Source organism: Blautia sp. LMAG:89, from assembly GCF_008679485.1.
In the GTDB taxonomy this organism is placed as follows: domain Bacteria; phylum Bacillota; class Clostridia; order Lachnospirales; family Lachnospiraceae; genus Blautia_A; species Blautia_A fusiformis.
Genome location: NZ_NANC01000007.1, coordinates 31,509 through 48,496, shown reverse-complemented (window position 1 = coordinate 48,496; position 16,988 = coordinate 31,509). Strand labels below are relative to the sequence as shown.

The following is a 16,988-nucleotide window of genomic DNA, read 5'->3' as shown; positions in this document are numbered from 1 at the left end:
CAGAAGAAACTCGGATGGGGACTTCTTTTGTTAATCAGCAGGAGTGTTTTTGCGTTGATACAGGGGCACGGGTGAACCTTCCTTCGGAATGATAACAGGGTAAAAATGAAATATAAATATGAAACAGGAGAAAATGTGAAAAGATCGAAAAATTTTGAAAAAAGAAAAAAATTTATAATGGAGCTTCTGGGAGATCCGCTGTATAAGCCCATGCGCCTGCGTGAGATCGCATCCCTCCTTCAACTGGATAAGAGTGAGAAAAAAGAGCTTTTTGATGTGCTGGACGAGCTTTGCGCCCAGGGCAAGGCTGAAGTAGATAATAAAGGAAGATACAGCAAGGTTTCCGGCAAGCGCAGAGATAGACGAAAGAATAAAGAAGCTCTGAAGGCAGAAAAGCCGGAGCGTGGCCGTAAGGGAAGAGAACGCAAAGAGAAGAATCATGAGGAATATCGTTTCTCTGAGAAGGACGGAACCCTCATGGAGGGAACTTTTATTGGCCATTACAAGGGCTTTGGCTTTGTGGAAGTGGAGGATCAGGAACAGGATATTTTTATTCCGGAAAATGACACGGGAAGCGCCATGCATCAGGATAAGGTGCAGATCCTTGTACGGAACGGACATAAAGAGGGAAAACGTCAGGAAGGTGTTGTGCTGAAGGTTCTGGAAAGGGGAATGCCTTCGATCGTGGGAACATACCAGAGCAGTCGTGATTATGGCTTTGTGATCAGTGATAACCCCAAATTTTCCAAAGACATCTTTATTTCCAGAAAAAACTCCATGGGAGCAAAGGACGGAGACAAGGTAGTTGCAGAGATCACAGATTACGGCTCGAGAAACCGGAAGCCGGAAGGAAAGATCACAGAGGTGCTGGGAAACTTACGTTCACCTGGAACAGATATCCTTGCTATTGTGAAGAGCTTTAACATACCAAGTGTATTTCCTGACAAAGTACTTCGCCAGGCTGATCGTGTGCCGGATTATGTACAGGAAGCGGATCTGGATGGAAGACTGGATCTCAGAAATCTTGTTACAGTTACCATTGACGGTGAGGATGCAAAGGATCTGGATGATGCCATTTCCCTGACAAAGGAGGATAGAATCTACCATCTGGGTGTGCACATCGCAGACGTGAGCAACTATGTTCAGGGCGGCAGTGCCCTTGACAGAGAGGCACTGAAGCGAGGAACTTCCGTCTATCTTGCAGACCGTGTCATTCCCATGCTTCCGGAGCGACTTTCCAACGGTATCTGTTCTCTGAACCAGGGACAGGACCGTCTGACTCTAAGCTGTCTGATGGATGTTAATGAAAATGGAAAGGTGGTTTCCCATAAGATCGCAGAAACAGTGATCCGTGTAGATGAGCGTATGTGTTACACAGATGTGAAAAATATTCTGGAAGATACCGATGATGTGGCGAAGAGACGCTATGAAGCTTTGATCCCTATGTTTTTCCTGATGAAAGAGCTTTCCGGGATCCTGCGCAGTCGTCGACATACAAGAGGTTCCATTGATTTTGATTTTCCGGAGAGTAAGATCATCCTGAATGCTGCAGGAAGAGCTATTGATGTGCAGCCTTATGAGGCCAATGTGGCAACCAGGATCATTGAGGATTTTATGCTTCTTGCCAATGAAACAGTTGCACAGGAATACTGCACCGGAGATTATCCTTTTGTATACAGAACTCATGAAAATCCGGATCCGGAAAAGATTGAAAGTCTTCTGATGCTTCTTCATAATGAAGGAGTCAACATACAGAAATCCGGACAGGAGATCACGCCTGGTGAGATCCAGGAGATCCTGGAAAGTATTGAGGGAATGCCCAATGAGGCACAGATCAGCCGCCTGACCTTGCGTACCATGAAACAGGCAAAATATACTACGGAATGCAGCGGACATTTCGGACTTGCAGCGAAGTATTACTGCCACTTTACTTCTCCGATCCGAAGATATCCGGATCTTCAGATCCACAGGATCATCCATGACCGTCTGAGAGGCCGACTGGTAAGGGAAGGACGTACCGAGCATTACAAGGAAATCCTGGATGAAGTGGCACGCCAGTCCAGTGTATGCGAACGGCGTGCAGACGAAGCGGAAAGAGAATCCGATAAGCTGAAGAAAGCAGAGTATATGTCCTATCATCTTGGAGAGGAGTATGAGGGGATCATTTCCGGCGTTACAGGATGGGGACTTTATGTGGAGCTTCCGAATACCGTGGAAGGACTGATCCATATCAATACATTACGAGATGACTATTATGTATTTGACCAGGATGCATATGAACTGCGGGGAGACATGACAGGAAGGATCTTCCGCCTTGGGCAGAAGGTCCGTGTCCGTGTGGCAGATGCGGATAAAATGCTGAAAACCGTGGATTTTGTCCTGGCTGAGGAAGACTGAGGGAGCGCGAAATGGCAAAAAAAACAGGAATGAAACTGATCGCAAATAATAAAAAGGCTTTTCATGATTATTTTATCGAGGATACTTATGAGGCCGGGATCGCACTTGCAGGAACCGAGGTGAAATCCTTACGTTCCGGTAAATGCAGCATCAAGGAGGCCTTTGTCCGTGTGGAAAACGGAGAAGTTTATGTATATGGAATGCATATCACTCCTTATGAGAAAGGAAATATTTTTAACAAAGATCCTCTTCGTGTGCGTAAGCTTCTGCTGCATCGCTACGAGATCAATAAGATCGAAGCTAAATTAAAGGAAAAAGGACTGACTTTGGTACCACTGAAGGTTTATTTCAAGGACAGTCTGGTAAAAATAGAGATTGGCATGGCGCGTGGTAAAAAGCTTTACGACAAGCGCCAGGATATTGCAAAGAAGGATCAGAGAAGAGAAGCGGAGCGGGACTTTAAAGTAAAAAATCTTTATTGATCAGCTGATTTCAACCGAAAAAATAAAAGTATGATAAAATGCGGGGAATGAGAAATGACAGAGGTACAGGACAGACGTAAAAAAACGGTAGAAGCATCAATGACGGAGCAGGTTCATCTGATCATGCAGCAGCATCTGAACGGAGGCGGAAGACTTTTTGGCGGAGCGCTGATGCAGTGGCTGGATGAGGTTGCCGGAGTGGTAGCTATGCGTCATGCGGAGACATATCGGGTAGTAACTGCGGCAGTGGACAATCTTCAGTTTAAGCATGCGATCTATGAGGGAGAGATCGTAGTACTTAAGGGATATGTGACTGATGTGGGAAGAACTTCCATGGAGGTTGAGATCGATACGTATGTGGAACGGCCGGATGGCATGCGTCATACTGTAAACCGGGCATTTTTTGTGATGGTGGCTGTAGATGAAGACCAGAAACCGATCCAGGTACCGGAACTGATCATTACCACAGAAGCGGAAAAAGCCCGGAATGAAGCTGCGAAAATGCGCCGTGATATGCGCAGGCAGCGAAGGGAAAACGGATTCTGACCTCAGCTGTTCCAATTTTTGACATAGTTTAAAATATCTAAAGATTCTGTGAAATTCAGAACGGTCAGGTTGACAAGAAAGTGATACTCTGTAATAATAGAAAAGGAAAACCTGACAGCGAATAGGACCATTTTATATGGAGGAGATATAATGAAAAAACGTTATTTGATTCTTGCCGGAATTCTTGCAGCGAGCATGCTTGCAGCCGGTTGCGGAAAGAAGAACTCTGTGGCACCGGAGCAGAAGGTGGAGGCAACGGCAACCCCGACGGTAACGGAAGCTGCGAAAACGGATGTGGTGGAGATGCAGACCTCTACGGATGAAACAGCAAATATCAAGAACGTAATGGGAACCAAGAGTGAGACCACTACCAGTATTGTATTTACCAATAAGATGAACTCCACGATTTCTGCAATTTATGTCCGTCCGACCAGAGATGATGGCGATGACAGTGATGAGACCTGGGGAAGTGATCTTGTAAATGGTAAATTCACACTGGCTTCCAACGACAAGGCTGTTTATTATATGGAGAAGAGCCAGAAGGACGATAACGGAGATACAGCAACAAGCTTTGATGTAAGGATTACATTTTCTGACGAAGAGCAGAATGAATGTTTCTTCCGCCAGCTGCCGCTTCTGACGATCTCACAGCTGAGTCTTTGTATGGATGGTGAGGGTGAAGACGGAATCCCATATGCTACATATCTGGCGAGCGGAAGCACCAAGGAGGTGTCTACCCTGAAGGATGTAAAGGCAAGACTTGGCATTGAGGATGACAGTGAAAGTGACAGTGACAGTACAGATTCTTCAGACAGTACGGCTGTGACTCCGACTCCGGAGAGTTCTGATGATAATGGAGACAGTACAGACAGCAGTTCGTCCGGCAGTTCGGACTCCACATCCACACCGGATCCAACATCTGCACCAGCTTCCTCTGATTCTTCCGATGCGGATCCTACGGAAGCACCATCCGGCGAGGATGATCCGGCATCTGTAGCAGCAAGATATATCGGTCAGTCCATGTCTGAGCTTGAGAATGCATGCGGCAGCCCAAATGGCAGTGATTATGAGGACGAGCCGGAGTCCGGTAAGACAGGTTATTATTATTATGATACGTTTACGGTATCCACAACTTTTGACGATGACGGCAATGAAGTTGTATCCGGCGTATGGTAAAGGAGAATAAACATATGAAAAGAGTGTTACTGAAATTAAGCGGAGAGGCTCTTGCAGGAGAGCAGAAGAGAGGCTTTGATGAAGCAACTGTTACAGAGGTTGCCAAACAGATCAAGACGATCGTGGATGAAGGACTTCAGGTTGGTATCGTGATCGGAGGTGGAAACTTCTGGAGAGGACGTACCAGCGGAGCCATGGACAGAAGCAAGGCGGATCAGATCGGCATGCTTGCTACTATCATGAACTGTATCTATGTGTCTGACATTTGCAGATATGTGGGACTTAAGACAGAGGTGTTTACCCCGTTTGTATGTGGTGCATTTACCACACTTTATTCCAAGGATGCTGTAGAAGAGAGCTTCGCAGAAGGAAAGGTTGTATTCTTTGCAGGTGGTACCGGCCATCCGTATTTCTCTACAGATACAGCTACTGTACTTCGTGCTGTTGAGATCGGCGCAGATGCCATTCTTCTTGCCAAGGCTGTTGACGGAATCTATGACAGTGATCCGAAGGTAAATCCGGATGCCAAGAAGTATGATGAGATTTCCATTGATGAAGTAGTTGCAAAGAAGCTGGCAGCTATGGATCTTACCGCTTCCATCATGTGTATGGAGCAGAAGATGCCGATGCTGGTATTCGGTCTTGATGAAAAGGACAGCATCGTCAATACCGTACATGGCAAGTTCTCCGGAACAAAGGTAACCGTGTGATCAAAAGGGAATAATAAAAAAACCATACAGGGAGATATGTGAAATGGATGAGAGAATTCAGGTATACGAAACAAAAATGGGAAAAACACTGAATGCTTTGGAGAGTGAGCTGACAACCATCAGAGCCGGCCGTGCAAACCCGCATATTCTTGACAAACTTACCGTAGATTATTATGGAGCACCGACTCCGCTCCAGCAGGTTGCAAACATTTCTGTACCGGAGGCACGTATGATCCAGATTCAGCCGTGGGAATCCAGCATGATCAAAGCGATCGAGAAAGCGATCCTTTGCTCTGATCTGGGATTAAACCCGAGCAACGATGGAAAAATGATCCGTCTTGTTTTCCCGGAGCTTACCGAGGAGCGTCGTAAAGAGCTGGTGAAGGACGTTAAGAAAAAAGGCGAGGGTGCCAAGGTTGCAGTAAGAAATATCCGTCGTGATGCCAACGATGCATTTAAGAAACTTGCAAAACAGGATGTTTCTGAGGATGAGATCAAAGAGCTTGAGGATCAGATCCAGAAACTTACAGATAAGTACATCAAGGAAGTTGACAAGGCGATCGAGAACAAGTCTAAAGAGATTCTGACTGTATAATTGTAAGAAATACGAGGATAGAGAGGGCTTCTTTGAAGAAGCTCTCTTTCTGTATGGAGGAGATTTATGAACGTACCAAATCATATCGCGATCATTCTGGACGGAAACGGACGTTGGGCAAAGGAACGAGGAATGCCGAGAACCTACGGACATGTAAAGGGATGCGCCAATCTTGAAAACATTTGTTATGATATCAAAGACCTTGGGGTGAAATATCTTACGGTTTACGCTTTTTCCACAGAAAACTGGAAACGCTCCAGAGAAGAAGTGGAAGCACTGATGAAACTGTTCCGCGGTTATCTTAAGAAATGTATCAAGATTTCCAAGAAAAATAATATGAAGATGAAAGTCATCGGAGATGTTACTGCCTTTGCACCGGATATCCAGCAGAGTGTCCGGGAACTGGAGGAATATTCCAAAGATTTTGACGGTATTTATTTTCAGCTGGCATTAAATTACGGAAGCCGTGATGAGATCCGCCGTGGAATGCAGAGGATGGCACAGGATGTAAAAGACGGAAAGGTTGAGCCGGATGGCATTACAGAAGATACGATTGAGAGCTATCTGGATACTGCAGGTGTACCGGATCCGGATCTTTTGATCCGCACAAGCGGTGAGCAGCGGCTTTCCAATTTCCTGCTTTGGCAGCTTGCCTATTCCGAGTTTTATTTTACACCGGTTGCATGGCCGGATTTCAATAAAGAAGAGCTGATCAAAGCCATCGAGAAATACAATCAGAGAGACAGACGCTACGGTGGCGTCAAGGAGGAGTAGATCATGTTTAAGACAAGACTGATAAGTGGTATCGTCCTTGTCATTATTGCCCTGGCAACTATCATTTCCGGAAGCTGGATCTTATTTTTTACACTTCTGGCTGTTTCATTGATCGGAATGAGAGAGCTTTACAAGGTAATGAAGGTAAGCGATGAGCATGTTACCGTGCTGGAACTTGTAGGATATCTTGGAGCAGTGCTTTATTATATTGCCATGAAAGCTGATTTTGGAAATTACGGAACAATGGCGATCATCATCAGTATGATCCTGATCCTGTTTGTTTATGTATTCGGTTATCCGAAATACCATGCAGAACAGGTGATGGCAGCATTTTTTGGAGTTGTATATGTTGCTGTGATGCTTTCCTTTATCTATCTTACCAGAAGCCTTCCGGACGGAAAATTCCTGGTATGGCTGATATTCCTGTGCTCCTGGGGATGTGACACCTGTGCTTACTGTGTGGGAATGCTTATCGGAAGGCATAAAATGGCGCCGGTTTTAAGCCCGAAGAAATCCATCGAGGGAGCTGTAGGAGGCGTTGCGGGAGCGGCGCTTCTTGGAGTGATCTATGCAGCAGCAACACAGGGAAAAATGGCTGAGTATGCCTTGATCTGCGCAGTTGGAGCTCTGATCTCCATGGTGGGTGATCTGGCTGCATCTGCGATCAAAAGAAACCAGAACATCAAGGACTATGGAAAGCTGATACCGGGCCATGGAGGAATCCTGGACCGTTTTGACAGTGTGATCATCACAGCCCCTGTTATTTACTATCTTGCAAAAACGATTCTTGGAATTTAGGAGACATTGAAATGAAGAATATTGCAATTTTAGGTTCTACCGGCTCCATCGGGACCCAGACACTGGATGTGGCAAGAAAAAACGAAGACCTTCGTGTTGTTGCAGTCAGTGCAGGCAAAAGTGTGGAGAAGCTGGAAGAGCAGATCCGTGAGTTTCATCCGCTTCTGGCAGCAGTCTGGGATGAAGAAGCAGCCCGGGATCTGAAAACGCGTATTGCGGACACGGATACAAAGGTAGTCAGCGGAATGGAAGGACTTCTGGAGCTTGCGTCCATGCCGGAATCCGAAATTCTTGTCACTGCGATCGTGGGAATGATCGGGATCCGTCCTACCATGGAGGGAATCCGTGCCGGAAAGGACATTGCCCTGGCAAATAAGGAAACCCTTGTCACAGCCGGTCATCTGATCATGCCCATGGCAAAAAAGTATGGCGTATCTATCCTTCCGGTAGACAGTGAACACAGCGCTATTTTCCAGGCTATCCACGGAGAAGAAAACAAAGAGATCCACAAGCTTCTGATCACGGCATCCGGTGGTCCCTTCCGCGGACGTACCACAGAAGAGCTGCGAAGGGTCACTGTTGCAGATACTCTGAAGCATCCAAACTGGGTAATGGGACGAAAGATCACCGTAGATTCCGCAACCCTGGTAAACAAAGGGCTGGAAGTTATGGAAGCCAAATGGCTGTTTGACATGGATCTGGATCATATTCAGGTGGTGGTGCAGCCGCAGAGTATCATCCATTCCATGGTGGAGTTTAAGGATGGTGCGATCATGGCACAGCTTGGAACTCCGGATATGAGACTTCCGATCCAGTACGCTCTGTACTATCCGCACAGACGATATCTGGACGGAGACCGTCTTGATTTCACGAAGCTTCATGAGATCACATTTGAGGTTCCGGATATGGAGACATTCCGGGGACTTCCTATGGCGATCCAGGCATCCCGGGAGGGCGGAAGTATGCCGACTGTCTTTAATGCAGCCAATGAGCTTGCAGTAAAGAAATTCCTGGAGGAAAAGATCGGCTTTCTGGATATTTATGAGATTATTGCACAGTCTATGGAAAGACATAAAAAAATCGCACATCCGGATCTGGATGAGATCCTTTCTGTAGAGCAGGATACTTATCAGTGGATCGAAAGCAGGTGGTAAATTGAGATTTGTGATTGCTGTAATTATTTTCAGCGTTGTGATACTGATCCATGAGCTGGGACATTTTCTTCTGGCAAAAAAGAATCACATCGAGGTATTGGAATTTTCTCTTGGTATGGGACCCAGGATCATAAGTACGGTAAAGGGCGGCACACGTTATTCCGTGAAACTGTTTCCTCTTGGAGGTTCCTGCGCCATGGCCGGAGAGGATGCGGAAGATGACAGTCCGGGAACCTTTAATTCGGCTCCTGTGTGGGGCAGGATCGCAGTGGTTGCTGCCGGTCCGATATTTAATTTTCTGCTGGCATTTGTTTTGTCTGTGATTATTGTAGGCTGTATGGGCTATGATCCGGCAACCGTATTAGAAGTAACCCAAAATTCTGCTGCGGAAAAGGCCGGATTGAAAAAGGGTGATGTGATCACGGAATATCAGGGCTATCATATTGATCTGGGGAAAGATCTTTATGTATATTCGTATCTCAACGAACTGAAAGAGGGAGATACCATCCGGCTGAAAGTAAAACGTGATGGAAAGGAACTGGAGATTTCCTATAAACCAGATGTAAATGTGCGGTATCTTCTTGGCTTTAACCGTTCTGATGTAAATTCCATGACAGTGGAATCACTGATCAAGGGAATGCCACTGGAAGAGGCAGGTCTGGAAGTAGGCGATGTGATCACGAAGATCAACGGTGTGGAGGTTCCGGACGGAAATGCATATGAAAAATACATCGAGGAGCATCCATTGTCCAATGAACCTGTGACGATCACCTATGAGCGTGACGGACTGGAATATGAGGCAGAGATAACACCAAGGGAATACAGAACACCGGTTTCCGGTTTCGGATATAACACATACAGTGAAAAAACTTCCGGCTTTAATGTTCTGAAATATGGTGCTGTGGAAGTGAAATACATGATCCGTACTACGATCTTAAGCCTGAAAGAGCTTGTGACCGGTCACCTTGGAATGAAAGACTTAAGTGGTCCTGTGGGTGTTGTGGATGCCATTGGCGACACTTACGAACAGTCCAAGAGTGAGGGAACGCTGATGATCTGGATGAATTTGCTGAACATGGCAGTTCTTCTTTCTGCAAACCTGGGAGTGATGAACCTTCTTCCTCTTCCTGCGCTGGATGGAGGAAGGCTGGTATTTCTGGTGGCAGAAGCGATCCGGAGAAAACCGGTAAACCGTCAGGTAGAAGGCATGATCCATTTTGCAGGGCTGATGCTTTTGATGGCGTTGATGGTTATCGTTATGTATAATGATATTCTGAAGATATTCTGATATCTGGCGGAAGAAGGTAAATATTAAGTGTTACTGAGAACGGAGTGAACAATAACTAGCAAGTGCTGTATGATCTGTGAGGAGATGATACAGCACTTTTTTTGTGCAGATATTTATTATATAATAAAGGCATCAGAGTAAAGGGGGATATATAAATTTGAAAAAGGATATTTTAATACTGGTGGCATTGATAGCAGTTGTTATAGCAGTTCCTTTTCTGGCTACAAAGGCAGAAGAGGCAATCCAGATCAAAAATGAGGAATTTAAGGAAAAACAGAACAGGGAATGTTATGAAAAAGCGGAAGAATGCATGGATGCAGGCAAATATGATGAGGCGATAGAGCTGCTGGAAAAACTTCCGGGATATTATGAGGATGTAGAATATATTATCCAATATGCAAAGTTTTGCGATGCTGTTCAGAATGGAGAAGGAATTGAGGAACTGTATAAGCTTATATGGTATGTTCCAAAGGGAGATGAGTACAGTAGCAAATATATAGAAGAATTGAGGAAGGCCCAGAAAGATACAGAAGAACAATACAAAAAATATATGGCACAGAAAGAAAAAGAAGAGGAAGAAAGAATGAGAAAGAAGGATGAGCCATATAAGGGAATGAAAGAAAAATACATAAACATTACGCTTCTGGGAAGGGCAAAAGAGAAAAGAACAGAACATTACTGGCGGGACACACCGGGAAAAAGGACACAGGACATTCAGTACAGATATATGTGGTATAACAGCAATGGAGCAAAAAAATTCATGGCAGTCTGCAGAAACGGACGGGTCAGCAGTGTAGTGGAATTTGTTTCATCCACAACATCCGGGAAAAAAACTTACCGTGGAAATATCAGCAGGAATAATGACAGAAAAGATATGTACGATGTGCAGGATTATGATGATCCGGAAGATTTTTATTATGATCATGCAGATGAGTTTGATGATATTCAGGATGCGGAAGATTACTGGGAGGAAGCACAGTAGGAGATATGGCATTTTGAGATTTTGTACATATACTAGCAGAGAACCAGTGTGCTTTCAGGCACAAAAAGGAGCCTCTGTTTATGAAAAATCATTCTTATATTTCAATGCAGCAGGATATGCCGGATCAGGGACAGCTGCAGGTGACGGTGCTGGACAGTGCCAGTAACCGTCCTGTGGAAAATGCTGCAGTGCGGATCTCGTACACAGGAGTCCCGGACAATGTGATCGAAGAAGTTCACACGGATTCCTCCGGAAGAACGCCGATGCTGGAACTGGCAGCTCCTCCGCTGGAATACAGCATGAAACCGGTGGAGCAGCAGCCCTATGCAGAATACACAGTTCAGATCAGTGCAGAGGGTTTTACACCAAAAGAAATAGCCGGGACAGAAGTTCTTCCCTATTCCATTGCCAGGCAGGGAGCATCCCTTAGCAGACAGCAGGGTAATGGAGTGGATTATCAGCGGATCGTCATCGGACCCCATACACTTTTTGGGGAATATCCTCCCAAAAATCCAGAAGCAGAGATCAAGCCGATAAATGAAACCGGCGAGATCGTATTAAACAAAGTGGTGATCCCGGAATATATCGTAGTCCATGACGGGCCGGTAGGGGATACCTCTGCACAGGATTATTATGTAAGATACAAGGATTATATCAAAAACGTGGCCAGCAGTGAGATCTACGCAACCTGGCCGGAGGACACGATACGTGCCAATGTTCTGGCGATTATGTCGTTTACTCTGAACAGAGTTTATACAGAGTGGTACCGGAATAAGGGATATGATTTCACCATTACGTCCTCTACAGCATACGACCACAAATGGATCTATGGCAGGAATATTTTTGAGAGTATCGACCGGATCGTGGATGAACTTTTTGAAAACTACCTTTCCAGACCGAATGTGCGTCAGCCGATCCTGACCCAGTACTGTGACGGACGCCAGGTGCAGTGCAGGGACCGGGGATGGATGACCCAGTGGGGAAGCAAAGCTCTGGGAGATCAGGGATATTCCGCCATTGAGATCCTGCGGAGCTTCTATGGAAACGATATGTATATCAATGTGGCGGAAGCAGTTTCCGGGATTCCCGCATCCTGGCCGGGATATGACCTGACTATCGGTGTTACCGGAGAAAAGGTACAGCAGATCCAGGAACAGCTTAATGCCATAGCAAAAGCCTATCCTGCCATCCCGTCAGTGATCGTGGATGGTATTTATGGTCCGGCTACTGCTGCATCTGTAAAAAAATTCCAGAATATATTTGGGCTTCCTGCATCCGGAGTGGTGGATTATCCAACCTGGTATAAGATACAGGACATTTATGTAGCAGTGACCAGGATAGCGGAGCTACAGTAAATATAAAAATAATAAAAATGTTCCTGGCCATTTTCGGAGTGATCTGATCGGGGCTGGGAGTGTAATGCGTGAACATGATTTCAGAAAAAAATGTTTGACGTTTCAGAATAAACCAAGTATAATGGCTGTTTGTATCTTTGAACGTAAATTGTAAAGAGATTGCGTTTATGAGCATGTGAAAAAAGCGAAATGAGAATGTCTGCTTTACAAAAGGAGTGATGAAAATGACATTTTATCAGGAACTGCAGTTAAGCTCAACCGGATCAAAACAGCTGATCAGAAATACCACAGACAAAAAGGAGAAAAGAAGGCATATTCTGATCTATAATTTTAAAGTGTATCTTGTCATGGCATTTTGTGTGGCGGTTGTGACATTGTACAGTAAGATAACCGGCAATGACAACAGTGTTGTAGGAGTAACCGTACTGCTGGCAGTGCTGGTTTTAAGACAGGCGGATTTCGGGATCCGGACGTCCCACGGATTGTTGTCCATTGCCGGGATTTTCTGTATTCTGATCGCAGGACCGAGATTATCCAATATGGTTTCACCGGTACCGGCATTTTTTGTTAATGCGATAAGCATCCTGTTACTGATGATCCTGGGATGCCATAATGTAATTATGTATAACCATTCCACATTTGTTCTCGGATATCTGCTTCTGATGGGATATGACGTAACCGGAAAGGCGTATCTGCTTCGTGTAGAGGGGCTTTTGGCCGGAATGGTTCTCTGCATGGTAGTTTTTTATAAGAATCAGAAAAACCGCCCGTATCGCAGGACGTTTCTGGACCTGTTCCGGGAATTTGATCTGCATTCCGCAAGAGGCAGGTGGTATTTAAGACTGACGCTGATCGTTTCCAGCGCTATGCTGATCATGTCTCTTCTGGGACTCCCAAGAGCAATGTGGGCCGGAATTGCCTGTATGTCCGTGTGTCTGCCGTTTACCGCGGATTGCAGGGGAAGAGCCGGAAAAAGAGCTATGTTCAACATCGTTGGCTGTATTCTGTTTGCAGTGCTTTATCTGATACTTCCGGAATCTATGTATCCCTATATTGGAATGATCGGAGGAATCGGTGTGGGATATTCCGCAGGTTATGCGTGGCAGACTGCATTTAATACATTTGGAGCACTGTCCATTGCATCAGGACTGTTTGGAATGCCGGCAGCAGTGCTGCTCCGTATTGGAGCCAATGTATTTAGTTCAATTTATACTATGCTCATAAATAAGCTTGGGGATAAGCTTGTGCAGCATATGTGGGTACGAAAGAGTGCAGAAATCTGAGATATTGCCCTGAAAAAAGTTTTGCCGTATAATGGGTAATAGCATAACAGCCTGGATATTACCGGGCCGACAGAGGAGAAGATTATGTACGAAGAAACAACAGAAAAACTGCTGGAATTTATCAGTAAAAGTCCTACAGCCTTTCAGGCGGCAGAGGAAACAAGAAGACGTTTTTTGGAGGAAGGCTTTACAGAATTGAAGGAAGAGGAGCGCTGGGAGCTGGAAAAGGGCGGAAAATATTTTGTCATGAGAAATCATTCCGCGATCATCGGATTTTCCATTCCTGTCAATGACTGCAGGAGATATCATATCATTGCAAGTCACAGTGACTCCCCGTCTTTTAAAATAAAAGAAAATCCGGAGATGTCTGTAAACGGAGCTTATGTGAAGCTGAATGTGGAGCGGTATGGAGGAATGATCCTTTCTACCTGGTTTGACCGTCCCCTTTCTGTGGCAGGCCGCATGATCGTCCACAAAAACGGAAAAATTCTGGAAAAGCTTGTAGATATTGATAGAGATCTGGTCATGATCCCGAGCCTTGCGATCCATATGAACCGAGATATTAACGGAGGCTATCATTATAATGTCCAGAAGGATATGCTTCCATTGTACAGTGGCAGTGGCGAAAAAGGCAACTTCATGCGGATGCTGGCAGAAGAGGCAGAGATCCGTCCGGAGGATATCCTGGGCCATGATCTGTTTCTCTATAACCGGATGCCCGGAACGATCTGGGGATCCAGGAATGAATTTGTTTCCAGTCCAAGATTAGATGATCTGCAGTGTGCTTTCGCTTCAATGGAAGGCTTTCTTCAGGCAGATAAGAAGAAGGTCATTGCAGTCCACTGTGTACTGGATAATGAAGAAGTGGGAAGCACTACCAGGCAGGGAGCTGCATCCACATTTCTTAAAGATGTACTGTTTCGTATCAATCTGGCCCTTGGCGGAGATCAGGAAAGTTATCTGATGGCCCTTGCAGAGAGCTTTATGATCTCTGCGGACAATGCACATGCATTACATCCGAATTATACAGACAAGGCAGATCCTGTAAACCGTCCGGTGATGAATGGTGGAATTGTGATCAAATATAATGCCAATCAGAAATATTGTACCGATGGGATTTCCACAGCAATCTTTAAGGAACTCTGCAGAGAAGCAGATGTGCCATATCAGACATTTGTGAACCGTTCTGATATTGCCGGTGGTTCCACTCTGGGAAATATTTCCAATACCCAGGCAGCCATAAATACGGTCGATATCGGTCTGCCGCAGCTGGCGATGCATTCCGCTTATGAAACAGCCGGAGTGAAAGATACGGAAAGCCTGATCCGTGCGGCAAAGGTATTTTACAGGTGATATCGGAGGACAGGAAAATGAGCAGAAAAGCAGTATTTTTTGATGCGGACGGAACAGTCTGTGATATGAAAAAAGGAGTGCCGGACAGTGCCATAGAAGCCATCCGTGCGCTGGTAGATAACGGACATGAAGCGTGGCTCTGCACAGGAAGAAGTCGTGCGTTTGTATCCTGGTATCTGGAGCAGATCCCTTTTACGGGAATGATCAGTGCCTGCGGATCCACCATTGAGAAGGACGGGAAGAGACTTTTTAATAAAGAGATGACGCCGGAGGTTGCAAAGCTTTCTGTGGAGGTTCTCAGAAAATACGGACTGATCCCGGTAATGGAAGGCGCGGATTTTATGTATTATGACAAAGAGGAGTATACCGATGAAGTGAACTGGTATGCCAGTCTGATCACAGAATCCCTGGGCGATAAATGGAGGCCTATCCGTGGAAATGAGGATTGTATGCGGATCAATAAGATCAGTGCAAAAATGACGGAGGGATGTGATGCGGAGGCAGCGTTATCCATTTTATCAGAATACTATGATATCATCCGCCATGAAGGCAGCAGTTCGTTTGTGGGAAATACCATTGAACTGGTGCCAAAGGGCTTTAACAAGGCTGTTGGGATCGCAGCTGTGATCCGCCTGTTTGATATTCCGTGGGAGAATACCGTTGTTTTTGGAGACAGCAACAATGATCTTGCCATGTTTGAATACGCTGCAACAAAGGTTGCCATGGGAAATGCTTCTCCGAAGATCAAAGAACTGGCAGATTATGTTACGTCTGATATGTTCCACTACGGCATTCGGGATGGCTTGAAATATCTGAAGCTGATCTGAGAGAATGCTTCGTTTGTTTTGTAGGCTATGAGATTGTAAGAACAGAAACATCCACATCAGAAATGATAGCTTTATGTGAATATGCTTTTATAAAAAAATGCTGTAAGAACCAGAAATCATAGTTCTTACAGCATTTTATGTTACAGATTTTTTCGGGTAGATAATATGCAGAAGCTGCAATATCAGATCAGTCCCAGACCTTTGCAGATAAACAGCCAGAGTGTCAGGGTAAAGGCACTGAATAATGTGGTAAGAAGCACGACTCCCGAAGAAAAAGAGCCCTCATGTCCCATGTTTTTTGCCATGACAAAGCAGGTAACGGTGCTGGCAGACCCCAGCATGATAATGATGGAAACCAGCTTGTCCTTTGTAAAACCGCAACGGATGGCAAGAGGAAGAAAAAGTGCTTCATAACCGACAAGTTTCATAAATGTACAGGCAACAGATGCTTTCAGCCGGGAAAAGGCTTTTCCGAAGTGCAGAGATCCGCCCATAGCCATGAGGCCAAGAGGAGTGGCGGTTTTTGCAAGATTGCCTGCCGTAGAGTCCAGGATCTTCGGAAATGGAAGACGAAGAAGGGACCAGAGTGTACCGGCTGCAATGCCGAGAATGATGGGATTGGTGACAATTCCCTTTAAAGTGCGCTTCAGAACGGTACCATCTATTTTTCCCTGACCTGGTTTAAAGAGAGAGAGAACTACAACAGCCATTACATTGTAAAGAGGGACGCTGGCAATGATCATCAGTGGTGCCATACCTGCATTTCCGTAAAGGTTCTGGATAATGGCGATACCAAGGATCGCTGCGCTGCTGCGGTAGGATGCCTGGATAAACTCGCCCTGGATATCGGAAGGGTGGAGAAAACGGGACAGGAGCACGGAGATCATAATACTGAGCGATGTGATCGCAAAACAGAAAAGAACCATCTTGGGATCCCAGGCCTCATAGATATCGATTTTAGCGATGTCCTGAAACAGAAGCACAGGCAGGGGGATGACAAACACAAATTTGTTCATACGATTGACAAATGTTTCATCAAACAGTCCGATCTTCCGGAAAAAATATCCCAGGAGCAGTGTAAAAAAGATGGGCACGGTAACATTCAGACAGAAAATAAGATTGTCCATAAAAGAAAGCCTCCCTGTGGTAAAATTTCTCTGTTTATTATATCCAAACTACGAAAATTGTCAAACGAGGTATACGGGACTGGAGATTTCTGGTATGATAAAAAGTGTTGCGAAGAAAGCAGCACAGGGGTTGAGAAGGAG

16 protein-coding genes are annotated in these 16,988 nt (G+C 45.4%); 15 read left to right on the top strand and 1 reads right to left on the bottom strand.

Annotation, left to right across the window (positions count from 1 at the left end):
* The first annotated feature begins 105 nt into the window (after positions 1-105).
* The 15 genes from rnr to CCC70_RS09925 all read left to right on the top strand — a co-directional run bounded on the left by rnr (position 106) and on the right by CCC70_RS09925 (position 15,720).
* Complete coding sequence (rnr, locus tag CCC70_RS09995) at positions 106-2,397, top strand: ribonuclease R (RefSeq protein WP_287084772.1); 2,292 nt, start codon at positions 106-108, stop codon at positions 2,395-2,397.
* 11 nt (positions 2,398-2,408) lie between these two features.
* A complete protein-coding gene (gene smpB / locus CCC70_RS09990; RefSeq protein ID WP_021652954.1) occupies positions 2,409-2,879 on the top strand; it encodes an SsrA-binding protein SmpB in 471 nt (156 codons plus the stop codon).
* 54 nt (positions 2,880-2,933) lie between these two features.
* A complete protein-coding gene (locus tag CCC70_RS09985) occupies positions 2,934-3,425 on the top strand; it encodes an acyl-CoA thioesterase (protein WP_287084771.1) in 492 nt (163 codons plus the stop codon).
* Between the two features lie 150 nt (positions 3,426-3,575).
* The gene (locus CCC70_RS09980; protein ID WP_287084770.1) at positions 3,576-4,601 is read left to right on the top strand and encodes a hypothetical protein; all 1,026 of its coding nucleotides are present in this window, start codon (positions 3,576-3,578) and stop codon (positions 4,599-4,601) included.
* Between the two features lie 14 nt (positions 4,602-4,615).
* Positions 4,616-5,311 (top strand): UMP kinase, encoded by a 696-nt coding sequence (gene pyrH / locus CCC70_RS09975; RefSeq protein WP_021976283.1) that lies wholly within the window; start codon positions 4,616-4,618, stop codon positions 5,309-5,311.
* A 43-nt stretch (positions 5,312-5,354) separates the two neighbouring features.
* Positions 5,355-5,906 carry a ribosome recycling factor gene (frr, locus tag CCC70_RS09970; protein WP_015526785.1) on the top strand — a complete coding sequence of 184 codons (552 nt, stop codon included), beginning with the start codon at positions 5,355-5,357 and terminating at the stop codon, positions 5,904-5,906.
* Between the two features lie 66 nt (positions 5,907-5,972).
* Entirely contained in the window at positions 5,973-6,680 is a 708-nt protein-coding gene (locus CCC70_RS09965) for an isoprenyl transferase (RefSeq protein WP_118753198.1), read from the top strand.
* Positions 6,681-6,683: 3 nt separating this feature from the next.
* Positions 6,684-7,478 (top strand): phosphatidate cytidylyltransferase, encoded by a 795-nt coding sequence (locus CCC70_RS09960; protein WP_287084768.1) that lies wholly within the window; start codon positions 6,684-6,686, stop codon positions 7,476-7,478.
* Between the two features lie 11 nt (positions 7,479-7,489).
* On the top strand, positions 7,490-8,632 hold the full coding sequence (gene dxr, locus CCC70_RS09955; protein ID WP_015526782.1) for a 1-deoxy-D-xylulose-5-phosphate reductoisomerase: 1,143 nt from the start codon (positions 7,490-7,492) through the stop codon (positions 8,630-8,632).
* A 10-nt stretch (positions 8,633-8,642) separates the two neighbouring features.
* Complete coding sequence (gene rseP, locus CCC70_RS09950; RefSeq protein WP_287084844.1) at positions 8,643-9,920, top strand: RIP metalloprotease RseP; 1,278 nt, start codon at positions 8,643-8,645, stop codon at positions 9,918-9,920.
* Positions 9,921-10,077: 157 nt separating this feature from the next.
* Positions 10,078-10,902: a hypothetical protein gene (locus tag CCC70_RS09945; RefSeq protein WP_287084765.1), complete on the top strand. Its 825-nt coding sequence runs from the start codon at positions 10,078-10,080 to the stop codon at positions 10,900-10,902.
* Between the two features lie 80 nt (positions 10,903-10,982).
* Positions 10,983-12,257 carry a peptidoglycan-binding protein gene (locus CCC70_RS09940; protein ID WP_287084764.1) on the top strand — a complete coding sequence of 425 codons (1,275 nt, stop codon included), beginning with the start codon at positions 10,983-10,985 and terminating at the stop codon, positions 12,255-12,257.
* Between the two features lie 224 nt (positions 12,258-12,481).
* Positions 12,482-13,540: an FUSC family protein gene (locus CCC70_RS09935; RefSeq protein WP_287084762.1), complete on the top strand. Its 1,059-nt coding sequence runs from the start codon at positions 12,482-12,484 to the stop codon at positions 13,538-13,540.
* A gap of 84 nt (positions 13,541-13,624) precedes the next feature.
* A complete protein-coding gene (locus CCC70_RS09930; RefSeq protein ID WP_022426517.1) occupies positions 13,625-14,893 on the top strand; it encodes a M18 family aminopeptidase in 1,269 nt (422 codons plus the stop codon).
* Between the two features lie 17 nt (positions 14,894-14,910).
* Positions 14,911-15,720 (top strand): Cof-type HAD-IIB family hydrolase, encoded by an 810-nt coding sequence (locus tag CCC70_RS09925; RefSeq protein WP_015526778.1) that lies wholly within the window; start codon positions 14,911-14,913, stop codon positions 15,718-15,720.
* A gap of 182 nt (positions 15,721-15,902) precedes the next feature.
* Here CCC70_RS09925 and CCC70_RS09920 read toward each other — a convergent pair whose 3' ends face one another.
* The gene (locus CCC70_RS09920) at positions 15,903-16,847 is read right to left on the bottom strand and encodes an AEC family transporter (RefSeq protein WP_287084761.1); all 945 of its coding nucleotides are present in this window, start codon (positions 16,845-16,847) and stop codon (positions 15,903-15,905) included.
* Between the last annotated feature and the right edge of the window lie 141 nt (positions 16,848-16,988).

Bases quoted from the DNA above. Each gene is read 5' to 3' on its own strand.
- CCC70_RS09965 (WP_118753198.1), top strand. From the start codon at position 5,973: ATGAACGTACCAAATCATATCGCGATCATTCTGGACGGAAACGGACGT.
- frr (WP_015526785.1), top strand. From the start codon at position 5,355: ATGGATGAGAGAATTCAGGTATACGAAACAAAAATGGGAAAAACACTG.
- pyrH (WP_021976283.1), top strand. From the start codon at position 4,616: ATGAAAAGAGTGTTACTGAAATTAAGCGGAGAGGCTCTTGCAGGAGAG.
- CCC70_RS09960 (WP_287084768.1), top strand. From the start codon at position 6,684: ATGTTTAAGACAAGACTGATAAGTGGTATCGTCCTTGTCATTATTGCC.
- CCC70_RS09940 (WP_287084764.1), top strand. From the start codon at position 10,983: ATGAAAAATCATTCTTATATTTCAATGCAGCAGGATATGCCGGATCAG.
- CCC70_RS09930 (WP_022426517.1), top strand. From the start codon at position 13,625: ATGTACGAAGAAACAACAGAAAAACTGCTGGAATTTATCAGTAAAAGT.
- CCC70_RS09935 (WP_287084762.1), top strand. From the start codon at position 12,482: ATGACATTTTATCAGGAACTGCAGTTAAGCTCAACCGGATCAAAACAG.
- CCC70_RS09980 (WP_287084770.1), top strand. From the start codon at position 3,576: ATGAAAAAACGTTATTTGATTCTTGCCGGAATTCTTGCAGCGAGCATG.
- rnr (WP_287084772.1), top strand. From the start codon at position 106: ATGAAATATAAATATGAAACAGGAGAAAATGTGAAAAGATCGAAAAAT.
- CCC70_RS09920 (WP_287084761.1), bottom strand. From the start codon at position 16,847: ATGGACAATCTTATTTTCTGTCTGAATGTTACCGTGCCCATCTTTTTT.
- dxr (WP_015526782.1), top strand. From the start codon at position 7,490: ATGAAGAATATTGCAATTTTAGGTTCTACCGGCTCCATCGGGACCCAG.
- CCC70_RS09925 (WP_015526778.1), top strand. From the start codon at position 14,911: ATGAGCAGAAAAGCAGTATTTTTTGATGCGGACGGAACAGTCTGTGAT.
- smpB (WP_021652954.1), top strand. From the start codon at position 2,409: ATGGCAAAAAAAACAGGAATGAAACTGATCGCAAATAATAAAAAGGCT.
- CCC70_RS09985 (WP_287084771.1), top strand. From the start codon at position 2,934: ATGACAGAGGTACAGGACAGACGTAAAAAAACGGTAGAAGCATCAATG.